The organism is Oceanobacillus sp. NCCP-135, assembly GCF_059698015.1.
On record NZ_BAAKSZ010000008.1, the window covers coordinates 14,601 to 36,759 of the forward strand.

Annotated in this window: 23 protein-coding genes; 22 read left to right on the top strand and 1 reads right to left on the bottom strand. The window is 34.2% G+C overall.

The features are described from left to right. Nucleotides 1-34 precede the first annotated feature (34 nt). The 4 genes from mltG (at nucleotide 35) to greA (ending at nucleotide 3,133) form a co-directional block, all read left to right on the top strand. Nucleotides 35-1,153, top strand: coding sequence for an endolytic transglycosylase MltG (mltG, locus tag AC6HVZ_RS07500; RefSeq protein ID WP_497557534.1), 1,119 nt, complete (start codon nucleotides 35-37; stop codon nucleotides 1,151-1,153). Nucleotides 1,154-1,221: 68 nt separating this feature from the next. Continuing rightward, nucleotides 1,222-1,863: an O-methyltransferase gene (locus AC6HVZ_RS07505; RefSeq protein ID WP_497557535.1), complete on the top strand. Its 642-nt coding sequence runs from the start codon at nucleotides 1,222-1,224 to the stop codon at nucleotides 1,861-1,863. Nucleotides 1,864-1,880: 17 nt separating this feature from the next. Next, nucleotides 1,881-2,516 carry a uridine kinase gene (gene udk / locus AC6HVZ_RS07510; protein WP_497557536.1) on the top strand — a complete coding sequence of 212 codons (636 nt, stop codon included), beginning with the start codon at nucleotides 1,881-1,883 and terminating at the stop codon, nucleotides 2,514-2,516. A 140-nt stretch (nucleotides 2,517-2,656) separates the two neighbouring features. Further along, a complete protein-coding gene (greA, locus tag AC6HVZ_RS07515) occupies nucleotides 2,657-3,133 on the top strand; it encodes a transcription elongation factor GreA (RefSeq protein WP_497557537.1) in 477 nt (158 codons plus the stop codon). A gap of 176 nt (nucleotides 3,134-3,309) precedes the next feature. On the opposite strand, the gene AC6HVZ_RS07520 is transcribed toward greA, so the two are convergent. Beyond that, a complete protein-coding gene (locus AC6HVZ_RS07520) occupies nucleotides 3,310-4,743 on the bottom strand; it encodes a TcaA second domain-containing protein (protein ID WP_497557538.1) in 1,434 nt (477 codons plus the stop codon). 610 nt (nucleotides 4,744-5,353) lie between these two features. Between AC6HVZ_RS07520 and AC6HVZ_RS07525 the strand changes: the two genes are divergently transcribed. The 18 genes from AC6HVZ_RS07525 (at nucleotide 5,354) to AC6HVZ_RS07610 (ending at nucleotide 22,139) form a co-directional block, all read left to right on the top strand. Then, nucleotides 5,354-6,457, top strand: a complete 1,104-nt coding sequence (locus AC6HVZ_RS07525; RefSeq protein WP_497557539.1) for an AAA family ATPase — start codon at nucleotides 5,354-5,356, stop codon at nucleotides 6,455-6,457. 109 nt (nucleotides 6,458-6,566) lie between these two features. After that, entirely contained in the window at nucleotides 6,567-7,751 is a 1,185-nt protein-coding gene (locus AC6HVZ_RS07530; protein WP_497557680.1) for a TadA family conjugal transfer-associated ATPase, read from the top strand. A gap of 17 nt (nucleotides 7,752-7,768) precedes the next feature. Beyond that, complete coding sequence (locus tag AC6HVZ_RS07535; protein ID WP_497557540.1) at nucleotides 7,769-8,698, top strand: type II secretion system F family protein; 930 nt, start codon at nucleotides 7,769-7,771, stop codon at nucleotides 8,696-8,698. A gap of 27 nt (nucleotides 8,699-8,725) precedes the next feature. Further along, nucleotides 8,726-9,592: a type II secretion system F family protein gene (locus AC6HVZ_RS07540; protein WP_497557541.1), complete on the top strand. Its 867-nt coding sequence runs from the start codon at nucleotides 8,726-8,728 to the stop codon at nucleotides 9,590-9,592. A 29-nt stretch (nucleotides 9,593-9,621) separates the two neighbouring features. After that, complete coding sequence (locus AC6HVZ_RS07545) at nucleotides 9,622-9,801, top strand: Flp1 family type IVb pilin (protein WP_497557542.1); 180 nt, start codon at nucleotides 9,622-9,624, stop codon at nucleotides 9,799-9,801. A 19-nt stretch (nucleotides 9,802-9,820) separates the two neighbouring features. Then, nucleotides 9,821-10,042, top strand: a complete 222-nt coding sequence (locus AC6HVZ_RS07550; protein WP_497557543.1) for a TadE/TadG family type IV pilus assembly protein — start codon at nucleotides 9,821-9,823, stop codon at nucleotides 10,040-10,042. Nucleotides 10,043-10,264: 222 nt separating this feature from the next. Then, nucleotides 10,265-10,900 (top strand): TadE family protein, encoded by a 636-nt coding sequence (locus tag AC6HVZ_RS07555; protein ID WP_497557544.1) that lies wholly within the window; start codon nucleotides 10,265-10,267, stop codon nucleotides 10,898-10,900. A 15-nt stretch (nucleotides 10,901-10,915) separates the two neighbouring features. Beyond that, nucleotides 10,916-11,563, top strand: a complete 648-nt coding sequence (locus AC6HVZ_RS07560; protein WP_497557545.1) for a DUF4352 domain-containing protein — start codon at nucleotides 10,916-10,918, stop codon at nucleotides 11,561-11,563. A gap of 69 nt (nucleotides 11,564-11,632) precedes the next feature. Continuing rightward, entirely contained in the window at nucleotides 11,633-13,870 is a 2,238-nt protein-coding gene (locus AC6HVZ_RS07565) for a hypothetical protein (protein ID WP_497557546.1), read from the top strand. A 15-nt stretch (nucleotides 13,871-13,885) separates the two neighbouring features. Then, nucleotides 13,886-14,473 carry a DUF4352 domain-containing protein gene (locus tag AC6HVZ_RS07570; protein WP_497557547.1) on the top strand — a complete coding sequence of 196 codons (588 nt, stop codon included), beginning with the start codon at nucleotides 13,886-13,888 and terminating at the stop codon, nucleotides 14,471-14,473. Nucleotides 14,474-14,610: 137 nt separating this feature from the next. Then, nucleotides 14,611-15,210, top strand: coding sequence for a TadE/TadG family type IV pilus assembly protein (locus AC6HVZ_RS07575; RefSeq protein ID WP_497557548.1), 600 nt, complete (start codon nucleotides 14,611-14,613; stop codon nucleotides 15,208-15,210). Nucleotides 15,211-15,221: 11 nt separating this feature from the next. Next, complete coding sequence (locus tag AC6HVZ_RS07580) at nucleotides 15,222-15,740, top strand: A24 family peptidase (RefSeq protein WP_497557549.1); 519 nt, start codon at nucleotides 15,222-15,224, stop codon at nucleotides 15,738-15,740. 91 nt (nucleotides 15,741-15,831) lie between these two features. Then, complete coding sequence (locus AC6HVZ_RS07585; protein ID WP_497557550.1) at nucleotides 15,832-16,407, top strand: DUF4352 domain-containing protein; 576 nt, start codon at nucleotides 15,832-15,834, stop codon at nucleotides 16,405-16,407. Nucleotides 16,408-16,482: 75 nt separating this feature from the next. Further along, nucleotides 16,483-17,937 (top strand): DUF6382 domain-containing protein, encoded by a 1,455-nt coding sequence (locus AC6HVZ_RS07590; protein WP_497557551.1) that lies wholly within the window; start codon nucleotides 16,483-16,485, stop codon nucleotides 17,935-17,937. Beyond that, nucleotides 17,937-18,797 carry a PP2C family protein-serine/threonine phosphatase gene (locus tag AC6HVZ_RS07595; protein WP_497557552.1) on the top strand — a complete coding sequence of 287 codons (861 nt, stop codon included), beginning with the start codon at nucleotides 17,937-17,939 and terminating at the stop codon, nucleotides 18,795-18,797. The genes AC6HVZ_RS07590 and AC6HVZ_RS07595 overlap by 1 nt, the downstream gene beginning before the upstream one ends. Before the next feature lie 2 nt (nucleotides 18,798-18,799). Further along, on the top strand, nucleotides 18,800-19,612 hold the full coding sequence (locus tag AC6HVZ_RS07600; RefSeq protein WP_497557553.1) for a serine/threonine-protein kinase: 813 nt from the start codon (nucleotides 18,800-18,802) through the stop codon (nucleotides 19,610-19,612). A 24-nt stretch (nucleotides 19,613-19,636) separates the two neighbouring features. Next, a complete protein-coding gene (locus tag AC6HVZ_RS07605; protein ID WP_497557554.1) occupies nucleotides 19,637-21,010 on the top strand; it encodes a type VII secretion protein EssB/YukC in 1,374 nt (457 codons plus the stop codon). Between the two features lie 430 nt (nucleotides 21,011-21,440). Beyond that, nucleotides 21,441-22,139 (top strand): YrrS family protein, encoded by a 699-nt coding sequence (locus AC6HVZ_RS07610; protein WP_497557555.1) that lies wholly within the window; start codon nucleotides 21,441-21,443, stop codon nucleotides 22,137-22,139. Nucleotides 22,140-22,159: the final 20 nt, after the last annotated feature.

A 22,159-nucleotide genomic window follows, 5' to 3' on the forward strand; every position in this document is an offset into this window, starting at 1 on the left:
TAGTATAATATACCGGATGAGAGGGGGATACCATATGTCCAAAGATAAACAGAAGAGCAAATATAAGGACAATCTCATGACTCGAAGTGAAGAGGCAAGAACTGTACGTAAAGTAGTTGTAATCATTATCCTTTCACTCATTCTTATTTTAGTAGTAGGTGGTGTTTCTGGTTTTATGTACGTTAAGTCAGCATTGGAACCAGTAGATCCGAAGAGTGAAGAAAATATAGCGTTGGAAATTCCCATTGGATCATCAACTTCCAGTATTGCAGCTATATTAGAAGAAAATGGCGTTATTAAAGATAGTCGTATTTTTCGTTTTTACATAAAATTTAAAAATGAATCTGAATTTCAGGCTGGTGAATATACATTCTCGCCGGCAATGACAATAGATGAAATTATTGAATCATTAAAAAGCGGAAAAATTCTAGCAGAACCAACTTATACAGTTACGATCCCTGAAGGTAAAACGATTGAAGAAATGGCTAAGATTTATGCTGGAAAGCTGCATTTTAGTGAAGAAGAATTTTTGGAAAAAGTAAAGGATGAAAGTTATGTTGAAGAGTTAATAAATAGGTATCCAACGATATTATCTGATGTGATCCTTGCCCCGGAAATTAAATATCCACTTGAGGGATATCTGTTTGCGGCAACATACAGTTTTTACGAAAATGAGCCTACTATTGAAACAGTGGTAGAAAAAATGCTGCTTAAAACACAGGAAGTTATAGACCCTTTTATGAATGAGATAACAGCTAAAGATTTTACAGTCCATGAGGCGGTTACCTTTGCATCACTCGTTGAAAAAGAATCTGGTTCAGTTGATCAACGCAAAGAAATTGCCGGCGTTTTTTATAATCGAATGGAAGAACCTATGAAGCTACAAACGGATCCAACTGTTTTATATGCTTTAGGTGGACATAAGGAACAGACATTGTTGGAGGATTTGGAGGTCGAATCGCCATATAATACGTATTATGTGGATGGACTTCCAATCGGGCCAATAGCCAACTTTGCTGAAAGTTCATTGGAAGCTGTAATTAATCCGGAGGAATCGGAAAATTTATATTTTCTTCATGATAGCGAAGGAAATATACACTATGCAGAAACACATGAAGAGCATCTGCAAAACAGAGAAAAATATATTGATTAAAAATTTATGGAAGTGTGAAAGCAATTTTACATTTCCCATTTTTTATCATTTGAAAATGGGGTTTTTTAATGGATGAAAAAATAGCGAATTATTTAAAGCATTCATTGCCCGCTAATAAAAATTGGGTGATGGATATAGAGCAGCAAGCCGAGAGAGATCATATTCCAATCATGGATTCAGTAAGCATAAATTTCATCATGCAATTAGTAAGAGTAAAGAAACCAAAAGGAATATTGGAAATTGGTACAGCGATAGGTTATTCTGCACTGCGAATGTTGGAGGCGTATCCAGATACAACTATAATTACAATCGAAAAAGACGAGCAACGATATCACCAGGCACTTGAAAATATAAATAAACAAAATAGAGAAGAAAATATAACGATTATTTTAGGGGATGCATTAGAAAAATTAAGTGATTTGGCAAGAGATAATTATACCTTTGATTTAATTTTTATCGATGCAGCTAAAGGTCAATATAAACGTTTTTTTGAGCTTGCAAGCCCTATGTTAAATAATAATGGCTTAATTCTTACAGATAACGTATTATTTAGAGGGCATGTAGCTGAACCGGACAATGCCCATCCACGACATAAAAGAATGGTTGAGAAAATCCGGCTTTATAATGATTGGCTGCTAAACCATTCAGAATACACAACTTCGATCGTACCGATTGGTGACGGGGTTGCCATTAGTCTAAAACATAGCTGAAAGGAGTACGCTCTCTCATGAAAAATAAACCAGTTGTTATTGGTGTAGCAGGTGGAAGTGGAAGTGGAAAAACATCCGTAACTCGTTCCATTTGTCAGCGTTTTTCAGATAAAACAATTCTTGTTATTGAACAAGATTATTATTACAAAGATCAAAGTCACTTGCCTTTTGAGGAAAGATTGAATACGAATTATGACCATCCATTAGCTTTTGATAATGATTTATTAATTAAGCACCTTCATCATTTAATGGATCATAAATCAATTGAAAAACCGGTATATGATTATAAAATTCATACACGTTCTGATGAAGTGATTTTAGTTGAACCCAAGGAAGTAATGATTGTTGAGGGGATACTAATTTTAGAAGATCCAAGATTGGTTGATTTAATGGATATAAAAGTATTTGTTGATACAGATGCAGATTTACGAATAATTCGCCGTTTGCTTAGAGATATACAAGAACGTGGAAGAACATTGGATTCAGTTATTGATCAATATATAAGCAATGTTAGACCATCCCACCTGCAATTCGTTGAACCAACAAAACGATATGCAGATATAATTATTCCAGAAGGTGGGCAAAATCATGTAGCAATCGATATTATGGCTACAAAAATAGAAACAATATTGTCGAAGAATCAGCTAAATTAAATATAAAAAAGTATTGAAAATTTAAATGAAGTCTGCCATAGTAATGTTTAGTATATTTTTTAATATATTTATACGAAGAGCATTGTAAAAGTAATAGCTCAATTCATATATGGGAAGATAAAAAAGGAGTGTTTTTTATAATGGCAATAGAGAAAAGTTATTACATGACGCAAGAGGGGAAAGAAAAATTAGAAGAGGAACTATATTATTTAAAAATGGAAAGACGACAAGAAGTCGTTGAACGTATAAAAGTAGCTCGAGATTTTGGTGATCTATCTGAGAACTCGGAATATGATGCCGCAAAAGACGAGCAGGCATTTGTAGAATCACGAATAGCTCAAGTTGAAAAAATGATTCGTAACGCAGTCATCATTGAAAATGATAATGATAATCCTGATATTGTCTCGATGGGTAAGTCTGTAACGTTCAAAGAATTACCTGATGGGGAAGAAGAAACATATACTATTGTTGGAAGTGCTGAAGCAGATCCGTTTGAAGGTAAAATATCGAATGATTCGCCCATGGCTAAAAGTCTTATTGGTCTGGCAATAGGTGCAGAGGTTTCTGTAGCTACTCCAGGTGGAGATATAGAAGTTAAAATTGTTAATGTAAAGTAAATGGAAAGGGTTTGTCAATCGACAAACCCTTTTTTGGTGATTGGTTGCACTAGCACTTAACAATGAGGAAAAAGAAATACGTTAGAGTTACGTTGTCTACAATAGCTATTGTGTCAAAATGATCAGTCTTTGAACTGGGACGAGTAACAGAAATCCCTCTTATAAAAAATAGCCAATCATTCCATTGTAAATTCCTGCTTATTTCTCTCGGATAGATGAAAATACTCATTTTCCACATTGTGAAGCTTCCAGGCTGATGCTGTTTCATCATAGAATACAGTTAACCCCTTGCTTGCTTTGTATTGCTGTTTGTCCAGGTCTCTTCCAAGCCAGTTTAAATTGCCATAAGCATGTCCCTCAGGCTCATGTAAGATGTAATGGGCTCTTAATGTAATTGTAAATCCCTTAAGGTCCTCATTATATTCTGGATAAGTTACTCTTGAATTGTCATATAGAGCTTTTACCAGCTTACCTTTGTATGGTGGGCTCCAGTCACCCGTGAACTCCATATGTTCATTTAATAGATCCTTCATATTATCCGTTACACCAGTTTCCAATATAGATGCATCTCTGGTTGTCAATGCTTCGTGATACAGGCCGATGCTTTCATTTAATTGCTCCATTAATGCTATTTGCTCATCACTCGTCAATACGTCGATTGCATCAAATTCTACTGTTTCAGATTCTATTGGTTGATCCTCACTTTTTACAGATCCCCACGGAAACTCCTTTTGGATATGGACTATAGTTGAGGAATCTGCAGGGAAAAGCCCAATCGGATTTTCACCTTCATTAATCGTTAGATCGGTTTGCTCACCATTGATGAATAATTGATAATCATCATGCATCGACCTGATGGAAACCTCTGTTAAAGGAAGTTCGATTTCATGTCTGTAGGTATCTTCTGCTAATTCAAATAGGTTTATTTCATCCGAAACATTTGTGCTTGTATAGTTGTTCTGATAGCTAGCATCAATAATATGGGTTCCAGGCATATACGGTCCAAAAGTCTCTTCATCATTTTCTTCTTCCGTTGTAGCTACTTTTTCCTCATTGATAGTTAAGTCAATTGCTTCATTTTCCGCAGCTAATTTTATATAAACTGGAATAATTTCTAGCTGATAATCATCGAATAGCAGCCACTTTTTACCGTTTTTTGTCAAATTTAGTGTTCCATAGTTCCCATTATTTTTGGCAGCAGTCCGATCTGTTTTGATTCTCTCAGCCTGATTGTTTAACTTATTGATCAGGTTTTCAAAACTTTTAGGGTTATTCTTTAGGAAATCTACCAGCTTTGAAGTACTGTCAATGTTTATCGATAATGATTCTTCTGATGAAGTCAACAAGCTACGTATTTGATCAGGATCATTATTTTTAACTGCCTCCTCAAATGATTGTACAATTTTTTCGGGTGTAAATTTACCTTTTCCAACAATATAAAACGTAATTGAGCCTGCCAGAAAAGCAATAATGGCTGCTGCCATAATAAAAGCTTTCTTCTTTGACTTTTTCGGACTGAACTTAGTCTTTTGTTCAGATAAATCGGCACCACATTCTGCACAAAACAGATTCTGTTCTTTATTTTCTTTCCCGCATTTTAAACATTTCATGAAATGCACCCCTTATAATGTCATCATTATAATCGTAACATAGGAACAAAATAAAAATATCCAACTAATAGACTGTTTAAAGCAATAGGTTTTGGGGTATTAATCATGTCTGTAATAAATGAATACGAGGTATTTAGATAGAGATAAATACTAATAATCTTACATAGAAGGTTGTATTTAGGATTGAAAAAAACTATGTAAATATCCATTTTTAGTTGCCAAATTGGTGAAATTCAGTCGATTATTAGGCATAAATGACTGAGTATATTGAATTATTTTCTTGTTATCCCGATTCATTTGTACTATTTCGCTCATTGGTTGATAAAACCAAAATGCATATTCCTATTGAGAAATTAATATCAAAATTGAAAAATAATGTAAATTCCATATAAATTTGATGAAAATACCCTAAAAGTTCGGTAATTATGCTTTAAATTGATAAATTCAATAGAAAAAACTCTTAATTAAAGGTAAATCACCAATTTGAAATAGGCATATATAACTGTTTTCTTCTTTTTCTCTTATCATTATGTGACAATTTTAGTAGTATTTATAAAAGATAGTAAAACAAATGGATGTAATTTATAAAGGTAAAGAAAAGGTGATAGTTTTGAACAAAGTTAAAATCGTTCTGTATACACTGGACAATGCCTATGCTGAATATTTTTCCAGTTACATAAGGAATCCGGAAAACGGAATGAAGTTCGCTGCAAAAATATATACAGATTCCGATAAGTTTCGTGAAAATATACGGAATCAGAAACAACATATATTGTTGACCGATATAAATATTCGTGAGGAGGAAACGAAAAACTTCGATAAAGTAATCAGATTGTCAGAAGATCAAGTCATTCCAATGGAAGAGGAAATAAGGCTATTTAAATATCAATCACTTAAAGAACTATTTTCTCAAGTACTGGCAATTTATTATGAAACGAATGGAAAACTAGCTGCAATAATAAACGGAAAGCATAAAGAAACGGTAATCAGTTTTTATAGTGGTAATGCAGGATCTGGAAAAACATTATTATCTTTATGTTTTGCGAAGTACCTGGCCGAGCAGGAGAAACGAACTTTTTACTTAAACTTGGAGCAAATCCATAGTACATATCTATTTTTTAAAGAGGATAAAGAATCATCTGTCGAAATATTTTATTATTTGAAGAACAACCCGGAAAAATTAATTTCAAAAATAGAATCATTAAAATCCCGTGACAGTTTAACGAATATCGATTATTTTTCATTACCTGTACTGCCGGAAGAAATGGAAAGTATTAGTGGTGATGAAGTTGAATTATTAATACAGGTATTAAAGGAAACCGGGGATTATGACTATATTATTATCGATCTCGATGCATCTATTCACGAACGTAATCATGCCTCACTGGCAGTAAGTGATGAAGTGTTCTGGGTTTTGGGATCAAATGAAAATAGTTTTGCGAAATCACAATATAAGCTAAAAAGCGATATATTCGATGCAAATATGGATAGAACTAAGCTACATTATGTCCTCAATAAAGTCGGATCAAATGTTTTTAATGGATTCAATTCTTACAATTTCAGTATTGAAACACATGTACCGTTTAATCCCGATTGGCTGGTTTTGGATGAACAAACTAAAGTACTTGAGGATACTGTAATTGGTGAGCAGCTTTATAGGCTGATTGAAACGAGTGAAGACATCTATACGGAGGTGTCATTAGTTGAAGGTTAGTAATCTGACAGAACAAAAACAAACAAAAGTTGATGAAGATGTATTACCGAAAAGTGAAGATGAGATTACGAAATTATTGATAGAAAAATTACGAGAAACGTTGGATTTCATGCATTCCACCACGAATGATGAACTGTTGGAAATGGTGGAGGGAACCGTTATTGAGTATGCGAAGGAGCATAAACTAACCTCACAAATGATTAAACGGATTGTTGATCGAATGTATCATGCATTTAGGGGGTTGGGAGTTCTTCAGCCGATACTCGATGATCAGACAATAACAGAAATTATGATCAATAATTATGAAGAAATTTTCATTGAGCGAGATGGTCAGGTATCAAATGCAAATGTGAAATTTGAAAATCAGCAGAAGCTTGAGGATACGATTCAAACAATCGTTTCAAAGGTCAATCGGGTAGTCAATGAATCAAGCCCAATAGTAGATGCGAGACTGGAAGATGGATCACGTGTTAACGTAGTGCTTCCACCAATTGCCTTAAAAGGACCTGCAATGACGATTCGTAAATTCCCAGAAAGACCATTGATGATAGAAGATCTAATTAAATTTGGAGCATTAGATGAAGAGGTTGCTTATTTTCTGCAGCAGCTCGTTGAAGCAAAATATAATATTTTCATTGGTGGAGGTACCGGTTCAGGGAAGACAACGTTTCTTAATGTCTTGTCTAATTTCATTCCCAATGACGAACGAATTATTTCCATTGAGGATTCAGCAGAGTTGCAAATCTCGATACCTAACCTTGTGAGTTTGGAAACTAGGAACAAAAACACGGAAGGTAAAGGTGAAGTCACCATTCGGGATTTGATAAAAACTTCCCTTCGTATGAGGCCATCTCGTATCATTGTTGGTGAGGTTCGTGGTGCCGAAGCACTTGACATGCTGCAAGCAATGAATACAGGTCATGATGGTTCCTTGTCCACTGGTCACGCCAACTCAATCAATGATATGCTAAGTCGGCTGGAAACGATGGTTCTAAGTGGTGCAGAGTTACCAATCGATGTTATCCGTAAACAAATCAGTTCAGCAATTGATATTATGGTTCATTTAACTAGATTCCGGGATCATTCAAGAAGAGTTGTTCAGATCTCTGAAGTCCGTGGGATGAAAAACGGTGAAATCATTACCACACCACTTTATGAATTTGAAGAGGAAGGTGTTGATTACCGTGGAAAAATAATCGGTAAACTGAAAAAAACAGATAATGTCTTGCATGATACCAATAAGTTAAAGCTTGCAGGGAAGAATGATGTACTTGAAAAGTTTGCTAATAAGTAATCGAAAGTTGGTTGGCTATGAATACGGAACAAATAATCAGCTCCATCGTCATCGTTATTTTAGTTGGTATTCTTATTACCAGACGTGTGATAAAAGCAAGGCAAGAGAAACAGCTAGAAAAAGATTTGGAGAAAAAAGAAGGAGAGCGTAGAGAAAGAAGCATCCAGGCAATCAGGAAACGTACGATTGGCGGAGAAACATTAATTGATTATGCCGTATATGAAATGACTTTTGCGGAAAAGGTGAAATACTCACTGCTTGCAGCTGCTGTTATCTTCGCAATTGCTTATCTCTTTTATGATAATTATATTATTTCCACTATTGCAGCATGTTTTGGTGTAATCTATCCAAGATTTAAAAAGAAAGCTTTAAGAGATAAACGCAAAGATGAATTAACGCTGCAATTTAAAGAAGCAATATCATCGCTTGCATCATCTTTGGCAGCAGGCCAATCGATAGAAAATGCATTTCGTGAGGTATTAAAGGATTTAAAGCTGCTTTACCCGGATGATGAAACCTACATTATCAAAGAATTTAAATTAATCAATCGCCGGATTGAGAACGGTGAAATTATTGAACGGGCGATCGATGATTTTGCAAAACGTTCGGATATTGATGATATAAGGAACTTCTCTGATGTTTTTATTACATGTAAACGGACCGGGGGGGATCTGGTTGAGGTAATCAAACGTACTGCTGACGTCATTACAGATAAAATTGAAATCCAGCAGGACATAAGAGTATTGGTTTCTCAGAAAAAGTTTGAGTCAAAAATTATGGCTGTTGCCCCATTAGGCATAACATTATTTTTAAAACTGTCATCACCGGATTTTGTTGCTCCACTGTTTAAATTTGGAACGGCTGGTCCAGTAGTAATGACAGTCGTGTTAATCTGTGTTGTCTGCAGTTTGTTGATCAGCCAGAAGATAATGGACATTGAGATTTAGTTGTTAGCAAGTGAAAGGGGCTGCGCTATGACAGTGAAAATAATAGTTGCAATAATATTGGTTACTACATTGCTTATTTCCATAAAAAATAAAAAAGTATATGAGCAATTTATTGCAAAATATAAAGATGATATTACATTACCTATTGTTGCTCCATTTGCATTTGCTGTTATTGATAAATTGAATTTATACAAGCGGATGCCTAAATTAATAAACTCAATTCATCAAAAAATGATTATATTGCGAGGGAGCAAATTATCTGGAGATTATACCAAAATTTATTTGGCGAAAATTATTACCCTAATGGTTGTTTTTTCCTTCTTTACATTTGTTCTTGTGGAAGCCAGTGATGGTGGTAACACGAATTTAATATATGGTTTTATTTTGCTGATTGTTGTAAGTGTTTTTCTGGTTAAAGATTTGGATAAAAAAGTGAAACAAAGGAAAGAAGCCATCATCATAGAGTTGCCTGAATTTGTAAATAAAATAATACTTCTTGTTAACGCTGGAGAAACCGTACAGGGAGCAATTAAAAAAAGTGTTGAACAAAATAAACATAACATATATGACTCACCACTATATTTTGAATTAAATGAAGCTGTAAACAAAATGTCAGCAAACACTTCTTTTCAGGAAGTAATGAAGGATCTGAATTATCGCTGTGGTATACAGGAAGTTTCTGTGTTTACAACAACAGTAATGATGAATTACCGAAAAGGTGGGGCATTGCTTGTTCAATCTTTAAATGAATTATCCGTATCTTTATGGGACAAAAGAAAAACGGTTACAAGGATAAAAGGTGAGGAAGCATCTTCAAAGCTTGTATTTCCAATCATCTTTATATTCGGAGCAGTTCTTCTTATTGTAATATATCCTGCATTAGCAGTATTTTAAAACAAAAATAAATAAGGGAGAGATTTAGCGTGAATCAAGTAAAGACATTTTTTAAAAACTTTTGGGATGACGAGGAAGGTCTGGAAACAATAGAGGTTCTGCTAATTTTATCAGTACTAATTGCCATTGCAATTTTGTTCAAAGGTAAAATAACTGAATGGGTTAATAAATTATTTGAAGATATTGACGGTGAAATACTGGGCGGTTAATCTCTAAGGGGGAGTGGATATGAAACCCTTCATAAAAGACCAAAGAGGTAGCTTTACTGTTGAGGCTACCATTGTATTTCCTGCATTGTTGTTATTTGTTCTTGCAGGTGTTTTCTTTTGCATTGTCATTTTTCAATTGGGAACAGCAAATTACATGGCGCAAAAAGCTTTATCCAAGGTTGCCTATACGTGGAATAATACATATAAGGATTTGACTACAGGTGAATTTGGGGAAACGTAATTGAAGGTGAATTAGAACCAGGAGGATCCGTAACAGGAAACTATGTATTTGATACTAATAAAGCTGATGACTATCATTTTGCAGTTGGAACAACGTGGGATAACATTACAACAAGAGCTGAGTGGGAATTAAGTAAGGATGAAATAAAATAAATGAATGAAATATAATGAATTAATAATGCTCGGAATTTAAAATGATAGTTAAATTAAGGGAGAAATGTATATGAAACCCTTTATGAAAGATGAGCGGGGCAGTTTTACGATAGAAGCCACTCTAGTATTCCCCGCTTTCTTATTTTTAATGCTTGCAATAGTATTTTTTTGCATTGTCATATTTCAATTAGGTACAGCAAGTTACGTGGCCCATAAGGCATCTACTCAAGTAGCATATACTTGGAATAATTCCTATAAAGATTTAAGTACAGGGGAATTTGATAGCATAAATTATGCTGGCGTTGGCGGAGATCCATTATATTGGAGAATTACCGACAATGGCCTTTTAGATATTTTTGGATTGGATGGTTTTTTTGAAGCAGAAGGTAATTTGAAAAACGAAAAAAGAAAAAATGCAATGAACGAATATAATGGTGCTATTACAATTGATGTAAACTATACAAACAATATAATATATAGTGAAGTAGTGGTGACAGCAGAACCCAGTTTATTTATGCCCAGTATTATAAAAAATGGTATAGGTATCAGTGATTCGGAGTTATCAATGACTTCTACACGTGTTGTAACTGACACACCGGAATTAATTAGGAATTTCAACTTTGCCAAATATATATGGGTAGAATCTGGTATGGGAGATGCGATTGATGGGATCAAAGAATCGATTAGCAATTTTTTTAGTATATAGTGAGGAGGATAAGGAATGAAATTACGCCAATTTAAATTAATGACAATAATAATTATAATACTTATTTTTATTGTTGGCTGTTCTAATAATGAAAGTTCAGAGGAAAATCAAACTGACAATAATGATTCCAATGAAGTAGATACAAATGATAATGGGGATTCAGAGGATCCTGCAGAAGGTGAAAATGAAAGCGATGGAGAGGAAGAAAAGGACCCAAACATTCCAACTGAACATCAACTGGGTTTGAGTATAGATGAGTCTGGAGTAGTTGAAAGTGAAATAGGAAAATACAGACTAACAATTAATGAAATACGAATGGAAGAAGAATTAGGGGATCTCATTAAATTAGGTGATGTATTTATTATTACGAACTTTACAATTGAAAATATTGATGATAAACCCATTGATCTGGCAAATATTTTTACACCAGTTTTATCAGTAGCGCAAGAGGATAACCCCCTACCTCCTGAAAAGCAGGAAAATTTAGAGGGAATCAATGAAATTACCTTGGTAGAAGGTGAATTAGCACCCGGAGAGACCACAGAGGGTGACTTTGTTTTTGATATAGAACAATCTGAAGGATATATTCTATCATTCGGTAAAGCCACAAGCCAGATAACTACCCGTGCCGAATGGGAATTTAGTGCAGATGAAATTAATTAATCATATTAAAAAAACTATTTTCAGATAAAAATGAATAGGATCATATTGTTTGTAATTGGGGGTGAAGTCATGAAGAAGTTTTTTATCAAGGATGGTGGTTCGGTTTCTATTTTTGCCATTATTATCATTTTGCCAATCTTTCTTCTTAATGCATTGTTTATTGATACATTAAGAATAGTTTCTGCAGAGAGACAAATTGAAAATGCGATGGATGCAGCACTTCGCTCCACAATGGCACAATTTAATGAGAAGTTGGCCAGTGTAGGATTATTCAGTTATGCCGGAGACGAAAATAGTGCAAGACAAGACTTTAACGAATATATTGATAAGCAATTCTATGAAGAAGATGAACTCAATGGTATATTAAACCTTTCAAATCCCAGTATAAATACTAAATCTATAACGTTTGATAATTCAAGAAATTTAGTTGATTTAGATGTGTTTGAGCATCAAATATTGGAAAGCATGAAATATCAAGCTCCTGCACAATTAGGCCAGGAATTGTTTGCTCTACTAAATTCAAATTTAAAAGATTTCAGTAAAAACGATGCAGATAAGATAGAAAATATTGCTGAAACATATGAAGAAATCTTTGAACTTGTAAAAAAGCGAAATGAAAAAATTGAAAAGGCAAAAGAGGATATAGATAAGTATATTAAATTAATAGAAGACTTGGAACAAATGATTGGTCCCTCACCACCATTTAATATGAAAATACCTGAAACCATTCAAGGAATGGAAGGATTAGTTTTCTACAATGCTCGTTATCACAAACTAATAGATAAGTATGAAAATGATGATGAAAATAGTTCGGAAGGAGAGGGAGAAGAAGCGACAGAAGAAGAGCCTGAGCAAGCCGAAGAAGAGCAACAGGAAATAGAAAATTATGAGGATCAATTAAATAAGTTGAAAACAAATCATCAAAGATTATTTACAAACTTTAGTGGATCTAAGTCAAATATTTTCATCCCGTTGTTTGGTTTAATGGGTTCATCTGAACAACCAGCAGCAATGAGTGCAAAATATTATAATGATGAAATAAAAGAACTGGTCGATTCACTGGAATTTGAAGGGATTGAAGTGAATGAAGAATCCCAGGAGGAGATTGACCAATTATTAAAAATGCCGTTAGAAGAAGAATTTTTTACTGAAATTGAAAGCAGTATTGAATATTTGGATGAACAATTTGATTCAAGTAGATCAATGTCTATGGGAGATGCTCTAAACAGTGGTTCCTACTCTGAATTTAGGGTGGTTCAGCTGGTAAAAGGGTTCCACATGATCATAGAGGAAAATGAAATCCCTGCAACAGCAATAAAAAATGAATTAAAAAACAAAGAAAATAGTATGAAAGATAATTATGTAGAATCGTTAGAAGAACCTTTAGCTGATTTTACTGAATCCAATGAATTGATTAATGATGAAGAATTTCAGGAGCAGGAAAGTCAATCAGATGAGGGATTTGAAACTTTATGGAGTATTTTTACTGGAATTGAGAACCTGGCAAATGATCAGGACAACTATGATAAGTTAAACGACATAGTCACACAATACGATGCGGTAGGTGAGAATACATTTCGTGAAAATATAGGCAAATCAGATTTCATTACAGAAGCCTTTGATAGATTTGGTCAATTTATTGATTTTGTACAGGGATTTCCGAATGAATTTCGAAATGAAATATATGTTAATGAATATATCCTTGCAAATTATGGTACGAAAGAGCCATATGAGCTTTCACCAGATGCAGGATCTTTCTTATATGACACGAAACAGGCACAATACATCGTATATGGTAGTCATACTGCAGGAGTAAACTATCTTTTATTTATTAAAGATATTGCATTGGTTTTATTTGTAGTATATCTATTAGAAAATATACTGTTTAAAGCAGGGTTTGCTGGTCCAATTGGTTTCTTGAGGGCAGTTGTTTTTGCATTCGCTGACACTGCTGAAGATATTACCAAATTAACGATTAAAAAAAATGGCAAGTATCAGCTTGATTGGAAACCTTTTAATATGCAAGGAAAAATTGAAATGACTATGCCGTTATTTTTAAGGTTATTTATGATGATGAAATCAACTGGAGAAGATTATAATAACGATAAGAGAAGAAGGCTGCAAGCCACTATAACAAAGGATACTGAGGTAAAACTGGATAGTACCCCATCTTATCTGGAAGGCGAAGTTACCGGTGAAATTAAACTCTGGTTTATTCCTGGACTGACAGAATTTTTGCCTTTAGATTCGGGTGATTTATCGGGAAGTACATACACGATAAATAAGAAAAAAGTATATTCATATTAACGAGGAGGAATACAGATGAAGAAGATATTAATCCTATTACTGGCTGGTATCTTTATGGCCAGTTGCAGTGACAATGGTGAAAACAATACAGACTCGCAGGAGAAAGAAACAGAAGAGGAAACGGAGTCTGAAAATACTGAAGGAAATACGGAAGAATCTGAAGAAAGTAAAAGTATTTATCAAATTGGAGAGACAGCACAAACTACGAGCAGCTCATTTGGATTTCCTTATGAAATCACTGTGAATAGCTTTGAATTGACTACCGAGGACTATGAAGGAAACTCTTTAGAAGATTATAACTATAATCCCGAAGAAAATGGAAGATTTGCTATTGTAAATGTAACCATAAAGAATACGTCGAAAGATCCGTTTGTACCCAATGATAAAATTTCTGCACAAATAATATCAGAATCTAGTTCAAGTGAATCTTCATATGATATGTTTTTCACTAAAAGAGATGAAGAGCTAGCCCCTGGTGAAGAGATAACAGGTGATTTAGTGTATGTTAGTAGTTACTTTCTGGACGATGAATTCTTATACCTAACTTATGAAGCGAAAGCAATGGAAGAAGAAATTCAATTTGAATTACCTGTTACAGAATAAAGATAAACCAAAGCTAATTATGCTACTCCCTGAGTTCGATAATCAATCAATACCTCAATACTTACCCATCTCAGGGAATAGCATGGGTGAGTATATTTCTTATTCTACTTTCTATGGTAGGAGGATTGTGAGATTGAATGAATAAATTAATATCCAAAATAAGAAAAGAAGATGGCAGTATTACAGTTGAGGCAGCGTTCTTAATTCCGATAGTATTGACATTTATCCTGTTTTTAACGACATTGGTTAAAATATCTATTGCTGAAATGGCTCTGCAGGAAGCTGTTAGTGATACAGCTCAAACAGTAGCACATTATACATTTCTTTCCATGGTTGCAGAAAAGAAAATACAAGAAACAACAGATGGTTTTGTGGATGGGGTTACAGATAAAGCTGGTGAAGCTCTGGGAAACAGTGATATTGCAAAAGGATTACTCAGTGAAATTGGTGTTGCTGGGAAAGAGCTAATACCAACTTCAGGAGAGTTAATAGAAGGTCACATTGCCAAGGATTTATATCAAAATGTAGTTATAGACAAATACAAGAACAGGGTAGGTAATTCAGTTTTTTTTAATGCTGACAATATAACTATCGTTGATTATTCTTACCCTAATACAAGAGATGATTCTGATGTAGTAGTGGGGGCTAAGAATGAACTGAGCATCATACTCCCATTTATTGAAAGAACTGTAACTATAAAAAAAGTTGCGGTTGAACGTGCCTGGACCGGGAAGTGAGGGGGGATCAGATGGCTGGTCATTTTATAATTTTGATTATTTTTTTAATCGCTGTATGCTACTATGATGCATTCCAACACCGTATTCCGAATTGGTTGAATGCAAGTGGTGTACTAGTAGGAATAATATATCATCTTGTTGTATCTCAAATAGATGGCTTTTTGTATGCTTCTTTTGGCGCAATAACAGGTGGGGTCATACTTTTACTATTATATATATTTAAGGCCATTGGTGCTGGTGATGTTAAGTTATTTGCAGCAATCGGTGCAATTACTGGCTTATTATTTACTCTTTATTCAATTATGTATTCTATTATTTTTGCGGGTGTAATTGGAATTATTGTTTTGCTTTTTACAAAAACATTTTTTATAAATATGACATTAGCACTCCTACATATTAAAGAAACCGTGCAGAAAAGATCATTAACTCCATTGGATGAGTTTAAAAATAATATTTCAAATCGATTTCCATTTATATATGCTGTAATACCAGGGGTTGCTACTGCTTTTTACTATATCCATTTAGCTTAAACAGACTAACCCACTGGACGAATCTTTTTAGGTTTTTCGATTCGATTGGAAGAAAACAATAGTGATAATGATTAACAGGAGCGATATGCATATGAAAAAGATATTAATTATTTTTCTGATAGGATTATTACTGGCAGCATGTAGTGATGAAAAAGGAAATAGTGATAGCGATGTAGAAGAAAATAATCAAACAACTACTGATACTTCCACTGATAATGATGAAGTTTCAGAAGATAAGAAAGTATATCAAATTGGTGAAACAGCGGTAATTACTAGTGATATCTATGAATTTGATTATGAGGTAACTGTTAACGACTTTCAGTTAACAAAGGAAATTGATGGGACGGCCATTGGTGATTATCTCTCTGGGGCAAAAGAAGAAGATAGATTTGCAGTTATTGATATTATTATTAAAAATATTAGTGATGAGGCTTACGTACCAAATGAAATGTTCTCAGCAAACTTTGCTGGCAGCGAAGATTTAAGCGGTCATACTTCCATCGATGAATTTTTTACTGAAGGGGATGAAGAACTAGTGCCAGGTGAGGAATTAACTGGACATTTGGTATATACAACTAGAGTAAGTTATGCGGATATATTCTTATTAAAATATGAAATTCAATCCGACGAAGAAACCCACTTCGAATTACCTAACCCCGAAAGTTAATGGGATAAAACGTTAACTATTGATATACCAAGTGTAATTACTGATTATTATGTTTTTAAGCGAGGAGGAATAAAATTGTCTAATCCACTGGATGAATATTATATAAGCTATACTGAATCAAACGGGGTTTATATGAAACTGAAAAAAACAAGTGAAACAGGGTTTAAGTATAAGGATTTTCAGGAACTTCAGCTGAAAATGATCCAATCCAATAATATACCTCGACTTTTACCAATAAGTTTTGAGGAAGTGAATGATCAAATAACAGTATTTTATAAAATGGAAGGATTGCGCAGATTACGTCCCTTTGCAAAAGAACGCCCACTGACAATGCAGGAATATTATTCGTTATTTATTAATATCATTCAGGCATTGCAGGATTCCAATAATAACATGCTTAGTGATCATCGATTCATTCTTCATGAGGATTTTATCTTTATTGGAAATGGCTATCATCAGGTCTATTTAACCTACTTGCCTTTAAAAGAAGTAGACAACAATAATACCGTATATGAAAGCCTTAAAAAGCTATTGCTGAATATGGCTAGTGAGGTTCAAGGATTGAAAGGGGTTCAATTCAAAATGATTCTGAGCTATATTAAGGATCCGGGGTTCAGTCTTCAAGGAATAAAACAGCTGCTTAGCCGTTTGCAGAAAAGCAGTCGACAGAACACAGAAGAAGATTCAGATAGGCAAATTGAAGTTGATAATAAAAAGGAAGATATGATAAAAATTAAAAAAACACGTAAGCTTCCACCTTTGAGCAGTAAATATAAAATTTACTCTGCACTTATTGGTGTGCTCTTACTTGCAATGGCTTGGAAATTATATGAAGTTTCTACAAATACGGCAATGCTTACTGTTTCAAGTATTTTGTCCATTGTAATAATTGCTGGGGTTTATGTATATTGGTTTGTTTGGCGCCCTGGTGTTGAACCTACCATTACAGAAAAAGAGGTAAAAGTGAAGAAAAAGCCAATGAAGCAGGTCCAGTCAAAACAAGTGAATAAAAATAATGAGAAACCTGAAGAAATGGAACTTCAGCCATTCATACAGGAGGATTATCAACAGATTGAAGAAGAAATTCGTTTTGCAGATGCTGAAAGTGCAGCTGCTATGAACAGTGTTTATCCCGAAACAACAGGTACAGATAGTTTTGGAAGTCAGCTGAATGATCAGACAATGCTGCTCGATGAGAATGAAATGCTTCCGAAAAACAATGGGAAGAAAATCAGTAACTATCTAGTTATTGACCGGGACGGTGCAGAAGAGAAAATACAACTGGATACAGATAATTTTATTATCGGTCGTGCAGATAAAGAAACTAATTTTGTTGAAAAAGGTGTAGGGATATCTAGATTGCATGTTGAATTCATTAAACTGTCCGATACCTATGGAATAAAGGATTTAGGTGCTAAAAATGGAACCTATGTTAACAATGATAAAATCATTCCATATAAAATCCATGAACTATCAGATGGGGATACGATTCAAATCGGAAAAACGATTTACACATATAAGGTGTCATAATGAGTAATACGACTAAAAATGAACATACCCAAATAGGAAAGTTCACAATAAAACCTTCCTCTAAAAAAGCAAATGAGGATTCTCTTGCACATTCAACAAAAACCTTGAATTCAGATCAGGCTGTTCATATCTTTATCATTGCTGACGGGATGGGTGGCCATTCCATGGGTGATGCTGCAAGCTATTTTGCAGTGAACTATTTACTTAAATGGTGGAAAAGCAACGTATGGATGAATGAAAAATCAAAAGAATTCTTAAAGGAGTGTCAGGAAGGGCTTATCGATATATTTCATGAAATTAACCAAACACTGATTGAAATAGGGAGACGTGAGAAGAAGGAAATAGGAACAACATTAAGTGTTCTTATCCTAGTGGGCAATGAATATTTCATCTGCCACATTGGTGATACAAGGATCTATCGTTATCGGGAGCAGGTACTCACATTGGAAGAACCTAATGATGATACGATTGATTTGAATGAGGAGAAATCATTTCTCCAGCTGACTGTTGATCACTCGTTTGCATCCATGCAGGTTGAAAATGGTGTAATGACTGCAGAGGAAGCAAGATCTCATGATAAGGCTCATTACCTGACACAATGTGTAGGAGTAAAGGGAGATATAGAACCATATACCGCTTCAGGTAAATTCACAACGGCTGATTACTTTTTATTATGTACAGATGGTCTTTATAAGCTGTTTACCGAAGATGAGTTAAAAAAACAATGGATGATGAAACTAGAAGAAAAGGGGTCTGTGCAGGAAGTCAGCGATCACTTTTATAACCTTGTAAAAACCGAAAGCTTTCATGATGATGTATCAATACTCACTGTTAATGTCACTGGAAGAACTGGGGAATAAAAATGTTTCAGAAGCTTGAGGTTATTAATAACAAATATAAAATAGTGGATTATTTATCTGAGGGTGGTACATCACTTCTATACGAGGTGGAAGTGAGCGGTGGAAAGCAGGCCATTTTAAAGGTTGTAAAAAGTGCGAGTACATTATTTAATAACCAGATTGATAATGAGGCAAAGATTCTTGCAGCAGTTAATCATGATCAACTCCCTAAGCTATTTGATAAATTTACCATAAATAAACATTATAAAGCAATTGTAATAGAAAAAATAGAAGCAGTGAGTCTATCTGATTTAATAGAAAAAGAAAATAGGACATTCACTTGGCAGGAAATAGTGGATATAGCTAAACAGATAACCAAAATCATTGAGGTATTTCATAACAATATTCCTTCCATTGTAATAAGAGATATTAAACCATCGAATATATTGTTATCGACTAATAATGATGTATATCTGATTGATTTTGGAGTAGCTGTCACACTAAAGGATACGGGAAATATTACAGCACTTGGAACAATCGGCTATGCAGCTCCGGAACAGTTTGAAAACGGAACAGTCGATCTCCGTTCAGATTTTTTCTCACTGGGTGCCGTATTATTTTATATGACTAGCAATGGTCTAAATATTTATACAAATAATGATGCTTCATTGCTGAAGGAAGTCATTCCTTCAGCTTTTGCAGAAGTCATTATAAAATTGACGCAAACAGACCCGGATAGAAGGTATAACAATATTGATGAGCTGGTATGTGCTTTGTCAAATGTAAAACTCAATATTAAAGAACGATTTCAAAAATTATTACATTCCAATAAATAGATCAAATTTTCGGAGGTGATTATGATGGAAGGACATTTTGCATTAAGGCATGGAACTATTAAAGAGAATGATGATGTAATCATATATGAAATCCCTAAAGTACAAACCGACATAGTCGAAACAGAACAGCTTGATGAGTTGAATAAACAGGATTCCTACTTTTTTGATTTCAAGCGCTATATTGTTGATGAGAAATATGTGCGTATTTATTATAAAAAGGAGCAGAATTACAAATCTTTAAACAACCTTCCGCTGACAAAGGATGAACTAAAGCAGATAATCGCTAATAATCTATTAATCGTTGAAAAATTAATTGGCACACAATATACAACACTTGTTCATCCCGACAACATATATGTTAATGAACACGGTAGCGTTAAATTTGCTCATAGAGGCATTCGTTCCGTATTACCGACAGAGGAACTGACTTCATCCCAGCTGGTTAAGGAATTGAAGCCGCTTCTTGTATCGCTATTTATAACATCTAATTTTGCTGCATCGGGAAAAGAGGATAGAAAAAAAGCTAAAGAATCATTTATTAAAAAGATAAATTCAGCTACAACAATAAATCAATTAAGGGAAATCATAAATACTCCTAATTTGTTCCAACGTAAAACGTATATCTCAGATAAACAAAAAACTGAACAAAAAGAAAATGCTAAAAATAAATTTCTGCTTCCTGCTGGTTTTTTGATCGGAATAGCACTTGGAATGATATTACTTTATGCAATAAAGATTGTCCCATTCACTCAAGAAACTACAGCTGCGGCAGAGCAGCAAAATGAAAAACAAGAGATTTTAACAAAGGAAAACAAAGAGTTGCAATCCCTGCTTGATGATAACCGTAAAATAATGAATGCATATCGAGCTGCAGTTACCGGGGAAACAGAAGAAGCTATTTCTATCTTTGAAGGTGTGAGCACCCTGGATGAAAGTACTGAACAAACTCTAATAGAGCAATATATTAAATTAAATACGTTTGAAAGCTTAACAAAGGCAGCCCAAATGAGTGAAGCCTATCATGGACAAGTTGTCGAGGGTTTAAGAGGAATTAACAATGAAAAAGCGCAGCAAGCAATTCTGCAAATCAAATCAAATGATCCAGTGGTTAAAATGGAGCAGGCGTGGATTAATGGAGAATATGAAAATGTAATAGAGTTGTCTACAGAGATCGAAGAAAATAATCGGGCAACGTTTCTTGCAGCCAAGAGCTATATTGAATTGGATGATCATGAAGCAGCAATGAAGTTAGGGGAAGAACTTGAAAATAAAGATATTCAAATTGCAAGTCTGGAATTACAAAAAGATAAAATAAATGCCAATAAAGAAATGGAAGATGATGAAAAAGAAGATGCTGTAGAAAAATTAGATAAACAAATTAAGGAACTAAAAGAGTAAAAATCAGTCGATATTCATCCGAACTTTTTTATTTTTTATACGTAGTGATTTTATTACGGGTACATGTAGTGATCACTTCATCTGGGCTAGACCGGATGAAGCGGCTAAGAAAACAATATGGAAAAGAATACAAAAATGTGCTTATATAATACTAATTTAGTAACTATAAGGCATATTTTTTTTGAAGTCCTTTTTCTATACTATAAAGCTTTTCTCCAGGATAATTTAAGTGAATAAAGTTTACGTTTCAATGTACTGGGACAGAATTAAGGCTAATTATCAGTGTTGATAAGGGGAAAACCCAATGGATGGAAGTAACATTTACTAGCAGAAGTTAAACAGATTATTGCATACTGTAACACATCTAAAATATAAATATATATCAATACTATGATAATATAATGAGGTAAGCATAGGGAGGGAAAATTGTATGAACGATCATGGCAAAAATTCACGCTTGGACAAGTTTGAAAAACGCAGAAAAAACACAAAAAGCATTTCAATTTTGCTTATAATTGGTGGTATTCTGATCATTGTATTACTGGGAATCTGGTTATTTGGCGGGGGAGATGATGAAGAAAAAACAGAACAGCCAGACAGTGCCTCTGAAGATATTGTAATAAATGATGACAATAAAAATGATGATGCAAATGAGGATTCTAATTCAAATGAGAAAAGGTCCGATTCTGAGAATATAGGGGGATCATCAGCTGAAACAGAAGAAGGTTCCAATGATGACCAAAATTCGGATGAGAAAAACAATCAGGATCATAATGAGGATATAGAAACAGAAGAGGTAGAATCATCAGATGGTAATGTGTCAAGAGCGTATACAGGGAACTGGGGACCAGTGGGCACAGAACAAGAAGGGCCGCATACGACGACCTATGATGAAGGTACTGCAGACCGGAAAGAATTGAAACAAACAGTAAGTCTAGCAACTGGTTTAGCCGAAAATGATATAATTGAATGGTGGTACGAAAATGGTGGAGAGCAAAAAGTAATTGCAACTGTTTCCAATAATGCACAAACAGAAATCTACCGTGTTTATTTATCTTGGATTGATAACAAAGGTTGGCAACCAACAAAAGTAGAAGAATTAATTGAGAATGACAGAAAGAACCGATAAGGTATTCAGAATGGAGGCAT

Excerpts from the sequence above, each read along its gene's own strand:
- mltG (WP_497557534.1), top strand. The coding sequence starts at position 35 with ATGTCCAAAGATAAACAGAAGAGCAAATATAAGGACAATCTCATGACT.
- AC6HVZ_RS07505 (WP_497557535.1), top strand. The coding sequence starts at position 1,222 with ATGGATGAAAAAATAGCGAATTATTTAAAGCATTCATTGCCCGCTAAT.
- udk (WP_497557536.1), top strand. The coding sequence starts at position 1,881 with ATGAAAAATAAACCAGTTGTTATTGGTGTAGCAGGTGGAAGTGGAAGT.
- greA (WP_497557537.1), top strand. The coding sequence starts at position 2,657 with ATGGCAATAGAGAAAAGTTATTACATGACGCAAGAGGGGAAAGAAAAA.
- AC6HVZ_RS07520 (WP_497557538.1), bottom strand. The coding sequence starts at position 4,743 with ATGAAATGTTTAAAATGCGGGAAAGAAAATAAAGAACAGAATCTGTTT.
- AC6HVZ_RS07530 (WP_497557680.1), top strand. The coding sequence starts at position 6,567 with ATGCATTCCACCACGAATGATGAACTGTTGGAAATGGTGGAGGGAACC.
- AC6HVZ_RS07535 (WP_497557540.1), top strand. The coding sequence starts at position 7,769 with ATGAATACGGAACAAATAATCAGCTCCATCGTCATCGTTATTTTAGTT.
- AC6HVZ_RS07540 (WP_497557541.1), top strand. The coding sequence starts at position 8,726 with ATGACAGTGAAAATAATAGTTGCAATAATATTGGTTACTACATTGCTT.
- AC6HVZ_RS07550 (WP_497557543.1), top strand. The coding sequence starts at position 9,821 with ATGAAACCCTTCATAAAAGACCAAAGAGGTAGCTTTACTGTTGAGGCT.
- AC6HVZ_RS07555 (WP_497557544.1), top strand. The coding sequence starts at position 10,265 with ATGAAACCCTTTATGAAAGATGAGCGGGGCAGTTTTACGATAGAAGCC.
- AC6HVZ_RS07560 (WP_497557545.1), top strand. The coding sequence starts at position 10,916 with ATGAAATTACGCCAATTTAAATTAATGACAATAATAATTATAATACTT.
- AC6HVZ_RS07565 (WP_497557546.1), top strand. The coding sequence starts at position 11,633 with ATGAAGAAGTTTTTTATCAAGGATGGTGGTTCGGTTTCTATTTTTGCC.
- AC6HVZ_RS07570 (WP_497557547.1), top strand. The coding sequence starts at position 13,886 with ATGAAGAAGATATTAATCCTATTACTGGCTGGTATCTTTATGGCCAGT.
- AC6HVZ_RS07575 (WP_497557548.1), top strand. The coding sequence starts at position 14,611 with ATGAATAAATTAATATCCAAAATAAGAAAAGAAGATGGCAGTATTACA.
- AC6HVZ_RS07580 (WP_497557549.1), top strand. The coding sequence starts at position 15,222 with ATGGCTGGTCATTTTATAATTTTGATTATTTTTTTAATCGCTGTATGC.
- AC6HVZ_RS07585 (WP_497557550.1), top strand. The coding sequence starts at position 15,832 with ATGAAAAAGATATTAATTATTTTTCTGATAGGATTATTACTGGCAGCA.
- AC6HVZ_RS07595 (WP_497557552.1), top strand. The coding sequence starts at position 17,937 with ATGAGTAATACGACTAAAAATGAACATACCCAAATAGGAAAGTTCACA.
- AC6HVZ_RS07600 (WP_497557553.1), top strand. The coding sequence starts at position 18,800 with ATGTTTCAGAAGCTTGAGGTTATTAATAACAAATATAAAATAGTGGAT.
- AC6HVZ_RS07605 (WP_497557554.1), top strand. The coding sequence starts at position 19,637 with ATGGAAGGACATTTTGCATTAAGGCATGGAACTATTAAAGAGAATGAT.
- AC6HVZ_RS07610 (WP_497557555.1), top strand. The coding sequence starts at position 21,441 with ATGAACGATCATGGCAAAAATTCACGCTTGGACAAGTTTGAAAAACGC.